At 37.1% G+C, this 18,999-nt stretch carries 17 protein-coding genes and 1 pseudogene; 11 read left to right on the top strand and 7 right to left on the bottom strand.

Annotation, left to right across the window (positions count from 1 at the left end; genetic code table 11):
- The first annotated feature begins 5 nt into the window (after positions 1-5).
- From tolR to GWK51_RS16045, 6 genes are all read left to right on the top strand, one after another.
- On the top strand, positions 6-452 hold the full coding sequence (gene tolR / locus GWK51_RS16070) for a protein TolR (protein WP_161934463.1): 447 nt from the start codon (positions 6-8) through the stop codon (positions 450-452).
- Positions 449-1,213 carry an energy transducer TonB gene (locus GWK51_RS16065; RefSeq protein ID WP_171519193.1) on the top strand — a complete coding sequence of 255 codons (765 nt, stop codon included), beginning with the start codon at positions 449-451 and terminating at the stop codon, positions 1,211-1,213. Before tolR ends, GWK51_RS16065 begins: the two co-directional genes overlap by 4 nt.
- 114 nt (positions 1,214-1,327) lie before the next feature.
- Positions 1,328-2,296, top strand: a complete 969-nt coding sequence (locus tag GWK51_RS16060; RefSeq protein WP_161934462.1) for a GlxA family transcriptional regulator — start codon at positions 1,328-1,330, stop codon at positions 2,294-2,296.
- 103 nt (positions 2,297-2,399) lie between these two features.
- Complete coding sequence (locus tag GWK51_RS16055) at positions 2,400-3,638, top strand: M24 family metallopeptidase (protein WP_161934461.1); 1,239 nt, start codon at positions 2,400-2,402, stop codon at positions 3,636-3,638.
- A 49-nt stretch (positions 3,639-3,687) separates the two neighbouring features.
- Positions 3,688-4,971, top strand: a complete 1,284-nt coding sequence (locus tag GWK51_RS16050) for an MFS transporter (protein WP_161934460.1) — start codon at positions 3,688-3,690, stop codon at positions 4,969-4,971.
- Positions 4,972-5,017: 46 nt separating this feature from the next.
- Positions 5,018-5,932 (top strand): DMT family transporter, encoded by a 915-nt coding sequence (locus GWK51_RS16045; RefSeq protein WP_161934459.1) that lies wholly within the window; start codon positions 5,018-5,020, stop codon positions 5,930-5,932.
- 396 nt (positions 5,933-6,328) lie between these two features.
- On the opposite strand, the gene GWK51_RS16040 is transcribed toward GWK51_RS16045, so the two are convergent.
- From GWK51_RS16040 to GWK51_RS16020, 5 genes are all read right to left on the bottom strand, one after another.
- Positions 6,329-7,594: a type II toxin-antitoxin system HipA family toxin gene (locus GWK51_RS16040; RefSeq protein ID WP_161934458.1), complete on the bottom strand. Its 1,266-nt coding sequence runs from the start codon at positions 7,592-7,594 to the stop codon at positions 6,329-6,331.
- Complete coding sequence (locus tag GWK51_RS16035; RefSeq protein ID WP_000366814.1) at positions 7,594-7,899, bottom strand: helix-turn-helix domain-containing protein; 306 nt, start codon at positions 7,897-7,899, stop codon at positions 7,594-7,596. Before GWK51_RS16035 ends, GWK51_RS16040 begins: the two co-directional genes overlap by 1 nt.
- Positions 7,900-8,819: 920 nt before the next feature.
- Entirely contained in the window at positions 8,820-9,077 is a 258-nt protein-coding gene (locus GWK51_RS16030; RefSeq protein ID WP_004726728.1) for a hypothetical protein, read from the bottom strand.
- Between the two features lie 349 nt (positions 9,078-9,426).
- Positions 9,427-10,023: a putative adenosine monophosphate-protein transferase Fic gene (locus GWK51_RS16025; RefSeq protein WP_004658347.1), complete on the bottom strand. Its 597-nt coding sequence runs from the start codon at positions 10,021-10,023 to the stop codon at positions 9,427-9,429.
- 12 nt (positions 10,024-10,035) lie between these two features.
- Positions 10,036-10,203 (bottom strand): YhfG family protein, encoded by a 168-nt coding sequence (locus tag GWK51_RS16020; RefSeq protein ID WP_002125865.1) that lies wholly within the window; start codon positions 10,201-10,203, stop codon positions 10,036-10,038.
- Between the two features lie 274 nt (positions 10,204-10,477).
- Between GWK51_RS16020 and GWK51_RS16015 the strand changes: the two genes are divergently transcribed.
- The 4 genes from GWK51_RS16015 to GWK51_RS16830 are packed head-to-tail and all read left to right on the top strand — an operon-like array spanning position 10,478 to position 16,700.
- Positions 10,478-10,942 carry a hypothetical protein gene (locus GWK51_RS16015; RefSeq protein WP_000911011.1) on the top strand — a complete coding sequence of 155 codons (465 nt, stop codon included), beginning with the start codon at positions 10,478-10,480 and terminating at the stop codon, positions 10,940-10,942.
- A 12-nt stretch (positions 10,943-10,954) separates the two neighbouring features.
- Positions 10,955-13,294 carry a hypothetical protein gene (locus GWK51_RS16010; RefSeq protein ID WP_002058482.1) on the top strand — a complete coding sequence of 780 codons (2,340 nt, stop codon included), beginning with the start codon at positions 10,955-10,957 and terminating at the stop codon, positions 13,292-13,294.
- 4 nt (positions 13,295-13,298) lie between these two features.
- Positions 13,299-16,499 (top strand): site-specific integrase, encoded by a 3,201-nt coding sequence (locus tag GWK51_RS16005; RefSeq protein WP_002046149.1) that lies wholly within the window; start codon positions 13,299-13,301, stop codon positions 16,497-16,499.
- A gap of 60 nt (positions 16,500-16,559) precedes the next feature.
- Complete coding sequence (locus GWK51_RS16830; RefSeq protein WP_372531162.1) at positions 16,560-16,700, top strand: glycoside hydrolase family protein; 141 nt, start codon at positions 16,560-16,562, stop codon at positions 16,698-16,700.
- Positions 16,701-16,798: 98 nt separating this feature from the next.
- Here the strand turns inward: GWK51_RS16830 and GWK51_RS16000 are convergent.
- Both GWK51_RS16000 and GWK51_RS15995 read right to left on the bottom strand, forming a co-directional pair.
- Positions 16,799-17,339 (bottom strand): annotated as a pseudogene (locus GWK51_RS16000) (IS5 family transposase); the annotation flags it as partial.
- A 163-nt stretch (positions 17,340-17,502) separates the two neighbouring features.
- Complete coding sequence (locus GWK51_RS15995) at positions 17,503-18,426, bottom strand: LysR family transcriptional regulator (protein WP_161934457.1); 924 nt, start codon at positions 18,424-18,426, stop codon at positions 17,503-17,505.
- A gap of 246 nt (positions 18,427-18,672) precedes the next feature.
- Between GWK51_RS15995 and GWK51_RS15990 the strand changes: the two genes are divergently transcribed.
- Positions 18,673-18,999: MFS transporter (locus tag GWK51_RS15990; protein ID WP_161934456.1), on the top strand; the 327-nt coding region annotated here is incomplete at its 3' end.

Genomic DNA, 18,999 nt, shown 5'->3' with positions numbered 1-18,999 from the left:
TAGTCATGATCAAGCGTCCTCAAAAGTTGAAACCCAATGCAGAGATGAATGTAGTCCCCTATATTGATGTCATGCTGGTGCTGTTGGTGATTTTTATGGTGACCGCACCGATGCTGACACAAGGGATTAAAATTGATTTACCTAAAGTCAATGCCGATGTCATGCCAGCGTCACAACAGCAGCGTATCGTGACTCTATCCATTCAGGCGAATGGCCAGTATTACTGGAATATTGGTTCAGAAGTGAATACAGAAAAAGTGACTGACCAAGCGATTGATTTAAGCAGTATGCAACAAAAATTAATACCCATGATCCAAAAAGATCAAAGCCTACAATTCTATGTTCGTGCAGATCAGAATGCTGACTATCAATTAGTTGCACAGGCCATTGCAGTCTTACAGAAGAGTGGTGTGACCAACTTGGGCTTAATCACGGAGGAACCACAATCATGATGGCAATAGCATCAAAAATCAGGTTTCGTGATCAGGGGCTAGCTTTAACGGTCACAGCAGGATTACATATTGCGGTGATTGCCTGGCTTGGTACGGTTGAAATGCATGAAACACTCAAAGAACCTCAGCCGAAAACGATCCAATTACAATTTATTCAACTGTCACCACCAGTCCAAGAGCAGCCAAAAGTAAAACAGCCTGAAGCAGTGGTTGAGAAAAAAGTTGCTGATCAGCTTACTCAAAAAAAGCAGGTTGAGCAGCCTAAAGAAATACAGCAGAAAACTGACAAGAAGTTTGTGGAATCCCAAAGTGAGAAAGTTGCAACTGTTTCTAATAAACAACCACAGCAGGTGTCAACTGAAAAACCAAGTACAACAACAGAAACTAAGAAAGTAGCAGAGATTGAACCGAAGTCAAACCTTGCAACGCAGTCTATGAATGACAAGCCGACAACATCAAAAGCACAATCCAGCGAAACAGCGACTTTTGATGTAAAAAACTATCAACCGGTTTCCAAAATTGCACCTGCGTATCCTGAATCAGCTTTAGATCGAAAGATTGAAGGGGACTGTACAGTTATATATAGCGTGAATGAAAAAGGAAGAGTTGAAAATCCAAAAGCACAAGGTGATTGTCACCCGATGTTTGTACGCCCTTCAATACAGGCTGCACTTAATTTTAAGTATCAGCCGAGATTAGTCGATGGCAAACCGACGAGTGTATTGAATGTTAAAAATACATTTCAATATCGAATTTCATGAAATATAAGTAAATATGAAGAATAAAAGACATCTTCAAATTGCGTATTTAACAGAAAATTAAACTTGGTACACAATTTGCTATAAAAGGGAATTTGGTTTAAAGCGATTTCTATAGTGAAAACTCCTTTTCAGGCAAAGCGGGTAGGTTTTTTACTTCTCGATGGATTTTCAATGATTGCATTTTCAAATGCCATTGAAGTTTTTCGTATGGCAAATTACGTTGAAAAAAAACATTTATATCAATGGAATGTAACGGGTCTAGAGGGGCATCATACTTGTGCCAGTAATGGTTTACAGATACAACATACCTGTCAAATGCTACATCTTCTTTCAATGGATATTGTATTTGTGTGTGGTGGTTTTCAGCTCTTTAAATTGAACACTCTGACGCATAAAACATTCTTAAAGCGTTTGGATCAAGCCAATATTGCTCTAGGTGGAATTTGCACTGGGGCATATGTATTGGCGAGTGCTGGTTTACTTGATGGTTATCAGGCCAGTTTACATTGGGAGAATTCTTTGGCAGCACAAGAGGAGTTTCCTCAGGTCCATTTTAATTCATATATTTTTAGTCTGGATCGGATGAGGTATACCTGCTCGGGTGGGCTTGCATCTATTGATATGTGTTCACAGCTTGTAGAGCAGCATTACGGTGCCAGATTGGCTAAAAGAATTTGTGAACAATTTATTGTGCATCATGTACGTGAAAATACTGATATTCAACATCAACCTATCCCAAATCAGGGAAATAGTATTCAGCCAGCAGTCAAAGAAGCTCTCCGTTTAATGGAAAATAACATTAATGAACCTTTAAATATCTTAGAAATTTGTCAGTTGATTCATAGCAGAACACGAACATTGGAAAGGTTGTTTCAAATGCATTTTAGTTGTTCACCCAAAGAATATTATTCAAAGATGCGCTTAACCCACGCGCAGAATTTATTAAAACAGTCTAGCATGAGCGTGTCGAATGTAGCATTGGCTTGTGGCTTTGCGAATGCATCAAGTTTTAATAAAGCTTACAAAAATCTTTTTGGTTATTCGCCAAAAAATGAACGTGGCATTTTGGAACTGGCCTCTTGATTTGTCGTATTCTGACAACTTTTTAGCGTTTTTTGAAAATAAACCCTCTAAAAAAATACCTAAGCTTAATTCATACCAACACTTACCCCCTAAGGTATCCACTATGAATATCCAAGCGAAGGTTCACCAAGACTCGTTACCTGCACTTTTAACAATTGAAAATGGTGAAAAGGTACAATCAACATTCTCAAAAGAAGAATATGAAAACCGTCATAGAAAATTACGTCAAATGATGGCGGATCAACAAGTTGATTCAGTTTTATTCAGTTCTATGCATAACATCAACTATTACGTTGATTTCCTGTATTGCTCATTTGGTCGCTTTTTTGGTGTAGTAGTTACAGATCAAAAGGTGGTGAGTATTTCTGCCAATATTGATGGTGGTCAACCTTGGCGTCGTACAGTAGGTGACTACAATGTGGTCTATACCGATTGGCAGCGTGATAACTATTTCCGTGCTGTTGCACAAGAAATTCCCAACAAAGGTCGTGTAGGGGTTGAGTTTGATCATCTGCCGATTGAGCGATTAAACAAGCTGAAAGCATTCTTGCCAAATGTTGAATTTGTCGATATTAGTGCTGCTTGTATGAAGCTGCGTATGGTGAAATCTCTAGAAGAAATTGCGCACATTAAACATGGCGCAGCTGTATGTGATATTGGCGGTTTTGCCTTAACAGCGGCTGTCAAAGAAGGAGTGCACGAGCACGAAGTCGCGTTGGCATCGACACAAGCGATGGTGCGTGAAATTGCTAAACGTTCCCCGCATTCAGAATTAATGGATACTTGGACTTGGTTCCAATCAGGCATTAACACTGATGGGGCACACAACCCTGTGACTACTCGTCAAGTGCAAAAAGGCGATATTTTAAGTCTGAACTGCTTTTCAATGATCGCGGGTTATTACACTGCACTTGAACGGACTCAGTTCTTTAGTCATTGTGATGATGCTTCGTTAAAAATTTGGCAAGCCAATGTCAAAGTGCATGAGGCAGGTTTGAAACTGATTCAACCTGGTGCGCGGTGCTGTGATATTGCTAATGAATTAAATGAAATTTACCGTGAAGAAGGTTTGCTTCAATACCGTACTTTTGGCTATGGGCATTCATTCGGCGTACTTTCCCACTACTATGGTCGTGAAGCAGGTTTAGAGCTTCGAGAAGATATCGATACCGTGATTGAACCTGGAATGGTGATTTCAATGGAGCCAATGCTTATGTTGCCACAAGGTATGGCAGGTGCGGGCGGTTATCGTGAACATGACATTTTGGTGGTGACTGAATCAGGCACTGAAAATATCACTAAATTCCCTTATGGCCCTGAGCACAACATTATCAAGGCATAAGTCACAAGGCATCCCAAATCGGGATGCCTTTTTTGGTGGAGAAAATAATATGAATGAAAAAGCTAAATCTGATCAAAACACTTTAAAACGTGTTGCCACTGCGAGTTTTATTGGTAACTTTGTCGAATGGTTTGATTATGCGGCTTATGGTTTTTTAGCCACTGTGATTGCTTTGGTTTTCTTTCCAAGTAGCGATCCGGTAGTTGCATTAATGTCAACCTACGCCATCTTTGCATTGTCCTTTATTGTTCGGCCTTTTGGTGGAATTTTCTGGGGATATATTGGTGATAAATACGGGCGAAAACATGCACTGTCTTGGTCAATTATGATTATGACGTTGGCAACTATGTGTATTGCGCTCTTACCGAATTATGCTTCTATTGGAATATTTGCACCGCTTTTATTGCTTTTCTTTCGGATGATCCAAGGTTTTTCTGCTTCAGGTGAATATGCTGGTGCATCAAATTTTTTAGCTGAATACGCACCTAAAAATAAAAAGGGCTTATATACCAGCTTAGTGCCGGCCAGTACAGCGGCAGGTTTATTGTTAGGTTCATTAATGTCAGCTGCGATGTTTGCATGGATGTCAGAATCATTCTTATATGAATACGGCTGGAGAATACCATTCTTATTGGCTGCACCACTGGGTTTAATAGGTCGTTTCATTCGTCTCAAACTTGAAGATACCCCCGAATTTGTGGCACATCAAAAAACAAGTCAGAAAGAAACTTTCCCGATTAAAGCATTATTTACAGAATACCGTCAGCCATTATTTAAAGCGTTTGCAATAGCATCGTTAAATGCTACTGCCTTCTACTTAATTTTTAGCTACATGCCAAATTATTTGTCAACTGAGTTGGGGGTAAATAAAACCGAATCTTTTATTTCTGGGGCTATTTCTTTAGCATTTTACATCGGCATTGTATTTATGATGGGTAAATATTCTGACCGTATTGGCCGTAATAAAATGTTAGCTATGGCATGTATAGGCTTTATAATTTTAACTTTCCCATTGTTCTATTTCTTATCTGGTACATCATTTATTGGCATGATCATCATTCAATTGGTTTTCTGTAGCCTACTTGCGATGAATGATGGCAGTTTGCCTGCATACCTCACTGAACTTTTCCCTGTGCATGTGCGTTATACTGGTTTTGCATTTAGTTTTAATACAGCGAATGCATTGCTGGGCGGTACGATTCCACTATTTGCAACATGGTTGATTCACAGTACAGGTAGTACTTTAGCACCAGCCTTTATTTTAATTGTGATTGCCTTATTTAGCATGAGCGTATTGGTTCAGAGCAATAAAGCGAAACTTGTCACGGTCTAATCCTCTTGGATGAGACCTTTGTAAACTCGTTGTAGGGAACAAAAGTATGAATACACAATCACAATGGTTTGGTGCTTTATTGGTAATTATGGGGGCAATAGGTTGGGGGACTTTAGGCATTGCCAGTACCCAATTGGCAAATGCAGGCGTGAGTAATAGTTCAGTAACAGGATTACGGATTGTCGGTACATTTATTTGTTTATTGGCTTTTTTACCTTTTCTTTATAAGGTTCTACGAACACTGCAATTTAAAGATATTCCTAAATTGGTCATTCAATCATTACTAGGTATGCTTGGAATGACTTTCTGTTATTTTAATGCTGTACAACATGTTGGACCAGCTATAGCAGTAGCATTGCTTTATACAGCTCCTATTTGGAGTGTGGTACTTTCTTTTATTTTTTTGAAAGAGCAAATAACGTTAAAGTCAATTATGCTTACTTTTGTGGCTGTGAGTGGTGTTGCATGTATGATGCTTGGTGATAATCAACTCAATATGACGGGGGTGCTATTTGGTTTAGCCTCGGGCATTTGTTATGCTGCTTATGGGGTGATTGGTAAAGATATTATTGATCACTACAGCCCGACTTTTTTACTGTTCAGTTCAATGATGGTCAGTGCGCTTGCGATTTTTCCCTTTATTCACTTCCAAGAAATTGAAAGTCTGGTCTCGAATTTAGACTTCAATATTGTGATTGCCTGTATCTTATTAGTTGTGTTTGGCACGTTATTACCTTTTGCTTTATATACCTATGGACTGAAGTATTTAAAAGCATCGCAAGCTTCTATTTATACTATTTTTGAACCATTGACAGCAGTCATTCTTGCCAGCCTGTTCGCCAATGTACAGCTTTCCAATGCGCAGATATTTGGGATAATGTTGATTATTAGCGTGTCATTGCTCAATGTGATTCTGGGTAAAACCAATCTTAATCATGAAAAAATATACTCAACCAATTGATTTTAAGATAAATATCTTCTAGATAGTTTTGGTTATGTTAAGCAAATATTTAAAAGCAGACATTTTCACTAACTATTGTAATTCAAATTACAATCTGGTTAGTAGACTGGTCAATTTCTGTAAATTTATCTAGGACAGTAATTCTCACATTCATCTCATTAACCTGACTTGAAAAAATCTTTTTTGACTATTTATCGTTTACTAATTTGACGCATTACTTCTTGGTTTTAGCCTAACTACTGTGATAATAGCCGGACCAGTTTTCTATTATCCTACCTAAATGTTTAACTGTTCAAAGCAGCACGTTTCTATTTAGCGAGTGAGTAAACGTATCATCATAAGGCTCCTTGTTTTTTTAGGAAGAATATTATGGCTGCTCTGAATAAGTATTTTTGTTTAAGTTTTAGTTAAAAAATCAACATTTTGTTGAATCCGTGATTGAATCATCTCTAGGGTAGATGCTCGAATTTGATTGGGATAAAGGCGCTGTGCAATTTGACTAAATTGAAGTGCAATTTCTCGCATGACTAGGATGATCTCATCGATTTCTGGAGAGGTCAGATTGGCTTCTGAAGTACCGAGTTTATGTATGTCATTTCGGGAAATATTGAGCGCTTCTCCCATAATGTCCATTTGATGATAACCACCTGGACCCTCGCAGAAGGTCACATCATAGGCTGGAGCCAATTTCCATTGACCATTTTTCTCCATGAGAAATGAAAAGTTCTTAGTATGGTCATCCCGATTATTGAAAAGCACATTAAACACAGCACGTTTAAAAGCATGCAATCTTTCTCGTACATCTTGCGTACACATCAAGGTTGCCCGGAGAAAATTGCGATAGTCTAGGCTACCTGGAACTTTATAGTCTGCTCCTGTATATGCAGCCAAACTCTGCATTGGAATCCGCATACCATTTTGACGATCGAATCGTTTAGAAGCAAAAGCCGTTAAACCATTGGGCAAATTAAAGAAATGGGTATCTGGAGTCTCAATTGCACAAAGTCGCAAACATTCTGCATAGACGGCTTCAATGGCGCAGACTTCAGGATGCTCTTGCTGAGCAGGAAACTTAATCAGCCAGGCTTCATGTTGATCAGAATCTTGAGTCGAAAACTCTAAATTGACAGGATCTCGGTAAACCAACGCTTTTGGTCTGGCACCTTGAGGGGAGCCACCCATGACCAATAAATGCTGTAGAAATTCACCACCTTCACCTTTGAGTACTTCTTGAACTTCCTGGGCCAGTTGTTGTAAAGGGATATTTTCTGAGGTTTGCATGTCAGCAACACAAGGTTCAAAGGAGAGGGCACCCATTGCGTGACTACTAATATAGGTCAGACGCTCCAAAGGTCCAATTCGTGCTGAATTTAAGCCAATTTTTTTGAAATATCGATCCATCAACATCATGCCCCAACCATCTGGTAAAGCGTCATAGACTGGACCTGGGAGTCCCATTTGATGAGTAGGAAAACCTTGTCTGAATGGTAGACCTTTTAAAGGCAGCAAGTAAGAAGAGAGCTCAACACCTTGCTGTATTGCTTCTGGACTATATTCAAAAGCAATGGTGGGTCTACCTGTCGTGGCTGTTGAACTAATCAGCGTTCCCCATAACCATGATTCGCCCCAACCGTTGTAATAAACATTAAGTCTATTGAGCATTATCCCTTCCTCTTAATACGGTGGCGCTTACTTTGACTCTCATAGCGAAGAATGTCATTCACACTGTTAAGCTGAGGTTTAAATAGTTCCTGAAGTTCGTTTAATCGACCCAAGACCATTGCAATACGGACTAAATTTTCAACAGATACATTTCGTCCCGCTTCAAGATTCGAAACTGTATTCACGCCGACACCAGCGCGTGCTGCTACCTCAGCTTGAGACATCTCCAGAAAGAGTCGTTGCTTACGTAAACGCTCACCTAAAAGAGTCACAACTTCTTCTGGTTTAGTGAAATATAAATCCATTAAATTGGGTCTTAAGAATGAATAATTTAATTAAATCACAAAATAATGGAATTAATCTATAGCTATAGTGTGGCTAAGGAGGGCTTTGTTGCACAGCACATCAGAAGGGTAGGTATAGTCCTTGGGTATCGGTTACAGAAAATCATCAGGATGTACTTTGACTGATTGTTGATACGGAGATTTCAGTATTTTCATTTTTCCTAATAGGTCACATTACTTAGAAAGGGTTCTTCGAAAATTAGTTCATACTTTAAAAATCCTATAAATATTGAGGATATTTTCTTAATGCTTTCAATATAGCATGCGGCTATATGTAACTCGAACGGGCTTAATCTGCCTTTCAGTATAAATTTTTTGGGCGTGAGAGGGGAGAGGTGTGAGGGCAAGCAATTTATATCGTGGATACTTCTAAATTACTTATGTAATAGAAGGTGGTAAACATGGATTTAGAGGTAATAACACTAAATATAAAAAAATTGGAAGAATAATTTATTAAATTATTGTTTTTATGTGGTTATTGGTGATGTTATGAATAATAATAACTTTTTTCTTGATGAATTTTACCTAAAAAAATTGATCAGATAATTTTCTTTAAATGTCATGCATACATAAATTTGACAGTTTGAAGGGATCGGTATGTGCATTTTTCACAAGGTTAAAGATCGACCATAAATGTGATAAACGGCAGAGGATCATTGAAAAATGAATGGATTTAAACACTACATGTATGCACGAAAAAAAGTATCGCTGCGGTTCTGCTGACAGGCTGTATTGAGCATTGAATGCAAATGATGTAGTAATTGTCTACAGGCTATAGGACCAGCATGAAGAAGAATGAAATGTAGTTGCCAATTTATAACCTTGGTTGAAAAGCATAGCATTGTTATTCGGAGAAGTGAGGTAAGCCATCCTTCTCTTATTCATTTAAAATGATTCTTACTCAACTGATCTCGACTCATGGGCTGGTTCCAATTAGACGGATAATAACTTCCATCCCCTATCTTTTTCTTACCACATTTCTTGCATTTAATCCCTTCTTTGGAGATTTGATTCAGCATCACTGTTGTCGGTTGAATCAAATCAATGACATAGTTCGTTGGTTCAGGAAAAGCAGAAGAGGCTGCTTTATTGCAAAAGAGAACATTCGGATCAAATGGATTGGATTGCACAAAAGCCATGATACAGCCACAGAGTAATTCACCTGCATGTAATCTGTAACATCCATTCAGGTCATCAGACGAAGATTAATCTGAAATTTAAGCACTAAACGCCATAAATCTATGTATGGGCAGACTTTTTTGAGACATATGTTGATAAACATGCGGCAAGTTACATTGCTTAAAAGTCTATCTAAGTTAACGATCTATTCAATTCTGGATAAGTAATCTGAATATTACGATCCTAAATTACCCGAAGAGTATTAAGATTTCTAAGAATCGTGATTGTTAGTTTATTTGGGAAATTAATCAGTGGATTGAAGCAAAGATGATGGCTCATTAAGGATTGTGGGCTTCGACTACTTAAATTTTAGGTATTTTGAATAAAGCATATTTCAAAAATCTTAATTAATGGATTTAAATTACCATAAAAACCTTCAATATTGGCTTGAATCCATTGTTGTTGAGAGTCAATGCGAGACCAATCAATACCATAACCACAATGAGCAATCAGATGCTCAAAGAAAATCCGTTGTGTACGTCCATTACCTTCACGGAATGGGTGTATGACATTAAGCTCACAATACAAGTCGGCAAGTTGAGGAATCAGTTGTTGTGGTGCTAAGCCTTGAAAGTATTTTTTTTCTTGAAGCGGTTTGAGTAGTTTATTGGTTTCAATTTCAATACGGGAAAAATTACAAAAACGGGTGTCACCTTTGGAAATATCGATTTGTCTTAACTTTCCTGCCCAGTCGTATAAGTCGCCAAAGAGCTGCGCATGAATTGATTTTAAGTATTGTAAGTCGTAAGGTGGTTCAGCATATTCAATTAAGTTACTTGCCAATCCAGACAGTTCTAGTTCAGCTTGTTCTAAAATTTGTTCATCATGAATATTGAGTTTGTTCTTTAGGATATTTGTGCCAGGGTAACAATACAGGCTGTCACCCATTTCCCCATATTTATCCATACATGCACCTGACTAAGTTTCGGGTTGCGAATACTTCTTATATTTTTGCAAGATTTCAGCTTTACTTTGTTGAGTTGTTTGAGCTGTCGTTGTAATGCCTTCAAGCTTTAGGCTGGCTTGATAGTTTTGCGCACGTGTCGCTTGAATATATTTTTTTTTCTGTTCAGTGGTTCTGAGCATTTCGAAACTCCATTGATGCTACACGTGAAGTAAGTATAGCAGAGAATCTTTTTGATCAATGCTGCATACACAGCATTTCAAAATGTAATACAACGGTATTGTTTCATGTAATAACAGAAAACTAAAAAAAAGTGGAAGAATTTTTAAAATTTAGACCACCCATGATAAGTAAACCATATGTATTTGTTGATAATTGTAATTTTGAGAAAATTTAGTTGATAAATTAAATGAATTTTCATATACAAAGATATGCTCATTTTTTATATCGATAAAAATGTTAAAATTTGACTATTTAGTAAAAAATATAGAGATATTTATGGGGCAATTTATCATGCCCTTTTGCTTTGAGCGACAAAATGTTCAATTTAAGATAGTAAAAATTAACTCAGAACTACTGAAAATCAAAAAGATTAAGCAGAGCCAGAAAGTAGTAGTACAAGCAAAGTTCAAAATAATCTATGTGAAAATTTGGCAAAAAATATTGCTATTAATGCAAACGGAGCCATGCTTACGTGTACATTCTAATTATGTTGCAATCTTACAGTTGATACATAATCTTGATGATTTTATCGAAAAATCACAGCAACACTTGTGCTTTGAGAGAAAAGCTCAGAAAGAGCTGGATGCTAAATTTTTTGCTAGATTTTTTAAGCTGACAAAGAGTTCAATAAAAGATCAACTTTTACCAAATTGTTCAGATCGTAATGAATTTAACCAATGCAATTTGATAAAAAATTAAGCGAAAGCGAATATGCCAAAGATTGAAACAGAAGAGCAATTCTTAGATTTAGCAGAAAAATTCCAAAAAGATTATTGTTTATTACGCAATCATGTTGTGAATACACAATTTGTCGATCTATCAGATGATTTACGTGAAAAAGCCCATGCTCTATATAAGGAAGCACAACAGATATATGGCTATATATCTAGTTCTAGACAATTAGGTAAATATTATTATCTAGCTTCTTTAAGTTATTTTGCATGCCCGACTACTAGTAATACTCAAGAGCTGTCGTCTGAACGTTATTTGATTCTACAAGCGAGTTTTTTAACATATCGGCAGTATCAAGAATTTGCAAAAATTGATAAAGCTGAGAATAAGCAAAAACATGTTTGTGATCTCTTTCGCTATGTATCACGATATGTTCTGGATTCTAATCATGCTGAATTATTTCAAGAATGCAGTGAGCTACTAAATCGCTATGTCATGTACGAACGTAACTTGAAAAAGGAGGATCGTAATCAACTTTTTAATATTAAAGATTTCAAACAAGTACAAGCCATAGAGTATTTATCGGCTCTATTAATAATTTTTAAAAGACTTGATGATCGTCGTGTTGTTCATCGTCAGCGTAAGTCAAAAAAAAGTAAAGTTTTGCAATGGCCGACGAAAAATGAACTCAAAAAATTTCGTGAAATTAAAACGGGTAAGCAAGTAGATATTGGACATAACGCAAAGATCAGTATTTATGATGCCGCTCTTCACAAAGATGAAGAGGGTGAAGTTGATCTATTAGATCCTGAAATGGAGTTTTATTCAGAAGATGAAAAGTCTAAAAATTTAAATTATATACTCAGCGATAATGCGACGCATCTAATGCGGCATCGCCAGCGCCGTCATGCTCCTTTTGTTACAAATCCACATTATTTGGCGCCAGATATACTGAAGCAAATTGTTTATGTGTTGAGAACCGAGTTATCCGGGCACTGGAGGGATGCTGCAATCGCTGCAGCATGTTTATTGTCACTTTTGACGGGATTATCACCCGTCGCACTGATGGATTTTAACGAGCTTATTCAAGATGGAATTTTGATCCAGAATGGTTCAAGTAGACGTCGCGAATATTTACTCAAATTAAATCTTAAAATTACAGAGCAGAAGATTAAGAGCTTAAATCATGTGCGGTGGAATGAAGTGATGACACATCAACTACATTTACCTTCTGCTTGGTTTGACTATATAGAACAAGCATCGAATCCACTAATTTCATCAACACACATTAATACGAAACTTAAGAATTGGCTTGATAATCGGTTTGTAGGTTCGATCACTGTAGAAAAACTGCAGGCTCAATTATATTTTCATATATATTATGAAACATATAATGAATATCTTGCTCATGTAATTGCTGGGCGGGATAGTCAGCATCACATGCCTGGTATCTATTATGGCGGGCTACCGAAAACTCAACTCAGTAGCACATATCTAGCCTTTTTAGAAAAAGCACTTACACCACATTCCACACATTTTACTGAAGACACGGCTGAACTAAAAATATTGCAACAACAATTCAAAGTGCAATCTGCATTATCTATAGGAAGGATAGGGAGCCAACTGGCACTTGAACCCAATTTTGTGAAAGAGCAATTCCATATTTTACATAGACATTGTCACGAAAACATCCAAGAAGATAAGCACATTATTAATCAACTTAATGCATATGCGTGTTGGATGTGGCATATCAGTTTGTTGAGTTTGGCAAGTCGGCCTAAAAAAAACCTGTTGGGGAATTTGGATGATTATTGTGTTGAGCTCAAGCTTTTATATGTGAATGATAAAAAAAATAGTAAAGCAAGAAAAGATGGTCGTTTTATCCCTTTATCTGATTTTTTCATAAAAACACTGCAAAATTACACTGCCTTTTTAGAACAAATTATTGAAGCGTACGGTTCATTTTTTAGACAAGTCTTTGCAAAGAAGAAGATAACTGTAAATGATCTTTTTGGTAAGGTCATTTTTAGTAAAGATATCTTGCCGATAACTGTCAAAGAATGGCAGAGCAGGAAAATTAAGTTAATCCCTTTATCGAGAAAATGGGTGAATTCATATATGCAAGGAGTCTTTCCAAAGAATATGTATTCGAATTGGTTACGTCATTTTGACATGAACTTTTTGATGCATGAGCAGCAAGAGGGTAAACCAGCATTAGCTTTTCACTTAATTCAGGCCCTGTATGGTCATGACCAACGTGACCGAGAGGCTTTTCATCCGCATTCTTCACTTATCCCGAATGTCTATGTACAGCAAGCCCGCCAGCAATTGCAAGATAATGTCAAATCTTTATCGATTAAACACTTAGAGCGAAAATAGTTGTATGCAAAAAATCAAAGAACTAATAAAACCACAACTAGATGATCTATTTGTTGATATTCATAAAATGGTGAAAAAGTCGCTAGATAGACAGCCTTCTCCACCTGAAGTATTGACGAAAGAAATGCAGCAAAAACTTGATCAGCAGATCGCTGAAAAATGGCATGACATTAAAGATAGTGTTGATTGTTTGAGTCAAAAGTTGAGCCGAGACGAACAATCAAAACTGATGCAATTTACTGAAGATGAATTTAATAAAAGAAGGAAGCAATTCAACCAGAATGTAGATAAAAAATCATACAGAATTAAGCTAAATCCACATACTAAACGGATCGTACTGCCTAGAAAAATTGAGAGTACAGAGTCACGGTTAGAACAGGGGCATCTACATATCCATGTACTTAAGGAATTAAGGCAGTATTGGCAAGATTCATTTGAATATTGGAATGAACCAAAGTACTTATGGGGAAATTTATGCTTAAGTTTTATATATATTTCAGGCTGTGCAGATGAACAGCATTTGATTGCTATTCAGAAGCAATTGCAGGAGGCCATTGAGCTTGGTACAGATCTGAATTGTTTTCGGTTATACCATTCGGACTACAAAAAAATCACTAATCCATTGTTACTACATTATCGTGTTGAAAACTCTCAATATGGCAACGATGTAGAACAGGGAAAGTTGTACCAATGGAAACATGTTTTTTTTAACCCATATGCGCAGTTCATTTTGCAATATTTAAAAAAGTTGAAAGCTACTCAGAAAGAATTTTGTCTGCAACATTCAGTTGAAGATTGTATTTTAGAAAGCTTGAGTAAGATAGGCAGGAAAAAAAGTCTTGGGGATCTGCAATATCAAATTAAACGCCGTGGATTTCGTGCATTTAATGATGTGCAAATGGTACTCGAATTTAATCCAAACCTCAGCATAGATATATTTTTGAGTAATGTGCTTCAGCAAGAGATTAATACTGTTGCTTTAAGGCCATCCGAATTTAGATTGCTGTGGAATAATGATTACAATCAAGTCACAGAACCAGATAATCGCCCTATTCATTTTGAACAAGAGCAGTTACTTCCTGAAGTTCCGACTGTTCAAAGCAAATTACAAACGATTCCGTATGAGTTGATGTTGTTTGGTCAAAAGAAACGTAAAGGTCAAAAAGTTGAGCGTTTAGATAAAAAGAGGAATAAAGAAGAACGCACGCTACGTTTTTGGCAAGAAACTAGAAGGGTGTTAGAGGAGAAGATAGTTGATGCTAATACGGAGGAAAAGTCTTTAATTGATGCTCAACTACGCTTAATTCACTGGTTAATGCATTTAAAAAAACGAGGGCTTCAATTATCAACTATTGAAAGCTACTTAGGATCGTTTGGCAAAGAATTTATATTTGAGATTTGGCTCAATAAATTAGATTTAAAGCAACAATCCATAGATGACTATGAGGATTTATATCGGCAGCTATTGAAATACAGCAGTGAACGTGATGAAAAAGCAGTTCAACGAGATTCGGTGAAAGGAAAAACCTCTCGTAAGATGCACCAAAGCGCAGAATACCGTTTTGGTCGCCTAAAAGATTTTCATCAATTCTGTATAGAGAATTATGATGCTCCAGGGGTATTGGTGTTACAGAATTCAAGTTTTAAGCATTTACAAATTTGCAATGCACGGCTAGTGAGTCCTTTGCTATTTGGCAAATTATTGGAAAAACTAGAAAATTTAAGTCAAGAGCCAACGGCATCAGAGTGGGTCGATCATCTGAGTTGTTTAAAGCTGATGTATTTACTAAGTTATAGAACTGGACTTCGATTAAATGAAGTTCGTTGTCTTAAAATACAAGATATTATTTGCCCAGAGCTACTTTATAAAGAAAAAGAAAATACAGTTTTTAATAATATCACGCTTCATATCCAAGACAATTCATATCGCCGTCTGAAAACGCGAAGTGCGAATCGTCAAATACCATTGAAAATTGCATTGTCAGAACATGAGTTTTTAGTAGTACAACGTTACATACAACATCGTTATGAGCAATATTTGGTTAATCAGCAGGATGATCTACTTTTTAGTGTGAATCATCGTGTATTAACTGATCAATGTATCAGCAAAATTACAGTAGATTTGTTTAGTCAAATATTAGGTATGCATCATGGCTTTAGTTTTCATACATTACGCCACAGTGCTGCTAACTATCTAGCAATAACTTTGCTCGGTTCAAAAGAAATGATCAAGACCTACACAGATTGTCCTTGGGTAAAAGCAAAAAAGATGAGGGATTTATTGTTTGGTATGAAAGCACGTGCTCAAGAAGAGATTATTCAACATAAATGGCAGGTGCTCGCCTCTTGGATGGGGCATAGCAGTATTGAGCAAACGGCTTCAAATTACCTTCATGTTTTGGATTTATTAGCAGTCGATCGAATTTATAATTCGCCGTGTATCATTTCAAAAAAAGTATTAGAACAGTGTTTTAGCCCAGTGAAGTCAAGTACAGACTACATAAACCTAAATCGTTATACTCAGCAGCAGAAATGGTTTAATTCTTATCAGCAAACACAGCCAGTTACGATGGCTGGCCGACAAGAAAAGAAGTTTAGTATAGAGAAGAGTACTCTGACACCTTTTCAACGTTTGATAAGTTTTAGAGAAGGTCGTTTAAGCGAAGATACCCAAGCTCAAGAATGGATGCAACGATGTCAATGGATGAGCACTAAATGGATGGATCGCCAAAAATTTAATTTAAAAACGAATTATGTTTATAGTAAGAATTTAGAAGAGAGTTGGTTTGATGAACTTTACGAAAAGGCTAAAAAACTGACTCGTCCAGATGAAATAATTCCTCTCCTTGATTTTCATTATAAAGATGATAGGCAGCAAGATGCACTGAAAGAAAAGAACATGGTTAAGGCGCTTAAAATATTATTATTATTTGGAAAACTGCGTAAAAATTTTCTACATTTTCAATGCCGAATGAAAGGTGATGAGCAACAAATTGTTAATTTTATTACTGGTATAGAGCCAATGTTAGGAGATCATCTGTATTTAGAAAAACAAAACTACCCAGTTAATTTGGATGCTCCTGAGCGAACCGTTAAATTTAGTTTTCAAAGAGTTGTCGGCTCTAACAAAAAAAATGTTACTCCGCTGGTTATATTTAATTTAATGTTAAAAATGATGCAAAAAGATGAACTCTGGATCAAATAGCCTAAGCATGTTAAAGGGGAATTGTTTAGAAATTTCCCTGTTAATAAGTAAACTGCCTTTATGAAAAGCACCATGCTGACTTGGATTAATAAGCGGAATGTAGTATCACAGTTTGATCGCTGGATTTACGAAAATGGTGTGAAGATTAGCGGTATGGTAAATCGACGAGCAAAAGAGAGGGAACTGTTTTCAAAAAAGTAATTTACAATTGCAAATGCTCATAGTCATCAATGATTTTGAGCGTATTTCTATTTGTTTAACTAACTAGGGCGTACAGAGTGACTGTCATGTTGAATTTAATCAAGTAAATCACCAAGTACTTGAGAATCACACATTGTTAGTCGTGAGTTGAACTACTCGAATTTGAAGGGTTTTAACATATATACCGATATGTAATTTACGCCTTTGGCGGCGATATTCAGGCTGATATTTCTTTCATTTCCATTCACCTTCACCTAAAAATTGCAAGCCAGTAGAGTCGACAAATAGATGTAGTCTATTACTATATTTTTGATAGCCAATCGCAATATCGATATGCCTTTGCCTTCTGTAGATTGTAGAATAATCTGGAGCTGTTCAATCTAGACCACACAGATGGATGAGACTTTGAACAAAGCCAGCGACCATGCGTAAAGACAATCGAAAGAGAGATTTAATCATTAAGCAGCATTGGATCGCTGCGTCGGAGTAAATTTGATTTCGTCCTTGTTTGCCTTTTCGTTGAGCATACCATTCGATGATAGGATCAAACCAAATCGAGATGTTTCCTCGATTCATTAAAGCTTAATTGTAGGTGGATCAATTGGTTGTACGATAAATTTTAGGTGTAGGCTTATTCATTTGAGAATTATATTGTGGAATAAGACCTTATCGGTAGGATTGTGCAACAAAGCCGTTTTAAAAACCAAGATTGTTTATGAACAGTCTTGGTTTTTTACGATTAGAGATTGCCTTAAATCCATATCATGTACTTATCATTAAAAGACAAAACAGCATTTATTTCTCAAGCAAGTGGTCGATGTTGTACCAAATTATCCACATGCTGTGCCAAATATTCTTTAAGGTGATTTAAAAAGTATGCCACCCGCGGTGAATCTTGTAGCCATTCTAAATACACAGCATACACATCTGCTGGGGGCGTATTGTAGTGTTCTAATAATTGAATTAAACGTCCACTGCGTAAATACTTTGCCACATCCCATTCTGCGCGCATTAAAATCCCTTGCCCATCTAGTGCCCAGTTTAGGGCCACCTCACCATCATTGGTACTTAAATTGCCATGTACCTTAATGGTTTCGACCTGTTCGCCAAAACTAAAACGCCAATTGCCATAAGCTGCTTCATTCTGCCGAATTACAATACATTGATGGGCAGTTAAATCATGTGGAGTCTCAGGAATTCCAACACTTTTAAGATACAAGGGCGAAGCACACAACAAACGCCTATTCGCTGCAAGTTTCTGGGCAATCAGCCTTGAATCTGGAATTTCACCAACGCGAATCACCACATCAGTCGCTTCATCAGGAAGATTTACTGGACGATCACTAAGTTGTAATTGGAATTTAACTTCTGGATATATTTTCGCAAAATCTGAAATGGCGGGCGCAATATAAGACCGTCCAAAGCCCAAAGGCGCATTGATCCGAATTAAACCTTTGGGTGCAAATCGGGTACTGGACACTCGGCGTTCCATATCTTCTATTTCTTTTAGAATCCGCAGCGCATTTTCATAATAAATCTCACCCTCATGCGTCAGGCTAATCCGTCTCGTGGTTCGATTCAGCAAACGCACGCCCAAGCGCTCTTCCATTTGCGTTAAACGTCGTGATACTGCGGGTGGGGTCAAATTTAATTCACGTGCAGTTGCAACCAAACTTCCTTGTTTTATTAGTAAACAGAAGAATGCTAATTCTGTATCTGAGCTCATGATTATTCAGTTTTTTGCAATAGTGATTTAACTTTATATCGATTCATCCGTTTTGCAAAGTCTCTATTATCCATATCACGTTACCCCCCAAACAAATTATCTCACTCGAGCAAGGAAACTCCAGCGAGTCTTAAAGTCGACCGTGTAAGGAAAACGGTGAAACAAAGGGGAGCCTTTTCGCCAAACTCGATCTTGGTGTTCACCCACTAGATCGGGAGGTAATCGCTACTTATATGGAGATAAGCCATGGACATGGATATCGAAAAACGGACTATACGTAAAATCACGTGGCGTATCGTCCCGTTTATCATGATTTTGTATTTAATTGCTTATATTGACCGCGTCAATATTGGTTTTGCTGCTATTACCATGAAAGAAGATTTGGGCTTCACCTCTTCGATTCTTGGATTTGGCGCTGGTATTTTCTTCTTAGGTTATTTCTTATTTGAAGTCCCATCCAACATTATTCTGCATAAAGTTGGTGCCCGCATCTGGATTGCCCGTGTCATGGTCACGTGGGGCATTATTGCAGGGGGCATGGCTTTTGTCGAAAGCTCAACCAGTTTCTATGTG

Origin of the sequence: Acinetobacter kanungonis (assembly GCF_009939195.1) — a bacterium.
GTDB classification, from domain to species: Bacteria; Pseudomonadota; Gammaproteobacteria; order Pseudomonadales; family Moraxellaceae; genus Acinetobacter; species Acinetobacter kanungonis.
This window is presented reverse-complemented; position numbering and strand designations above follow the sequence as displayed.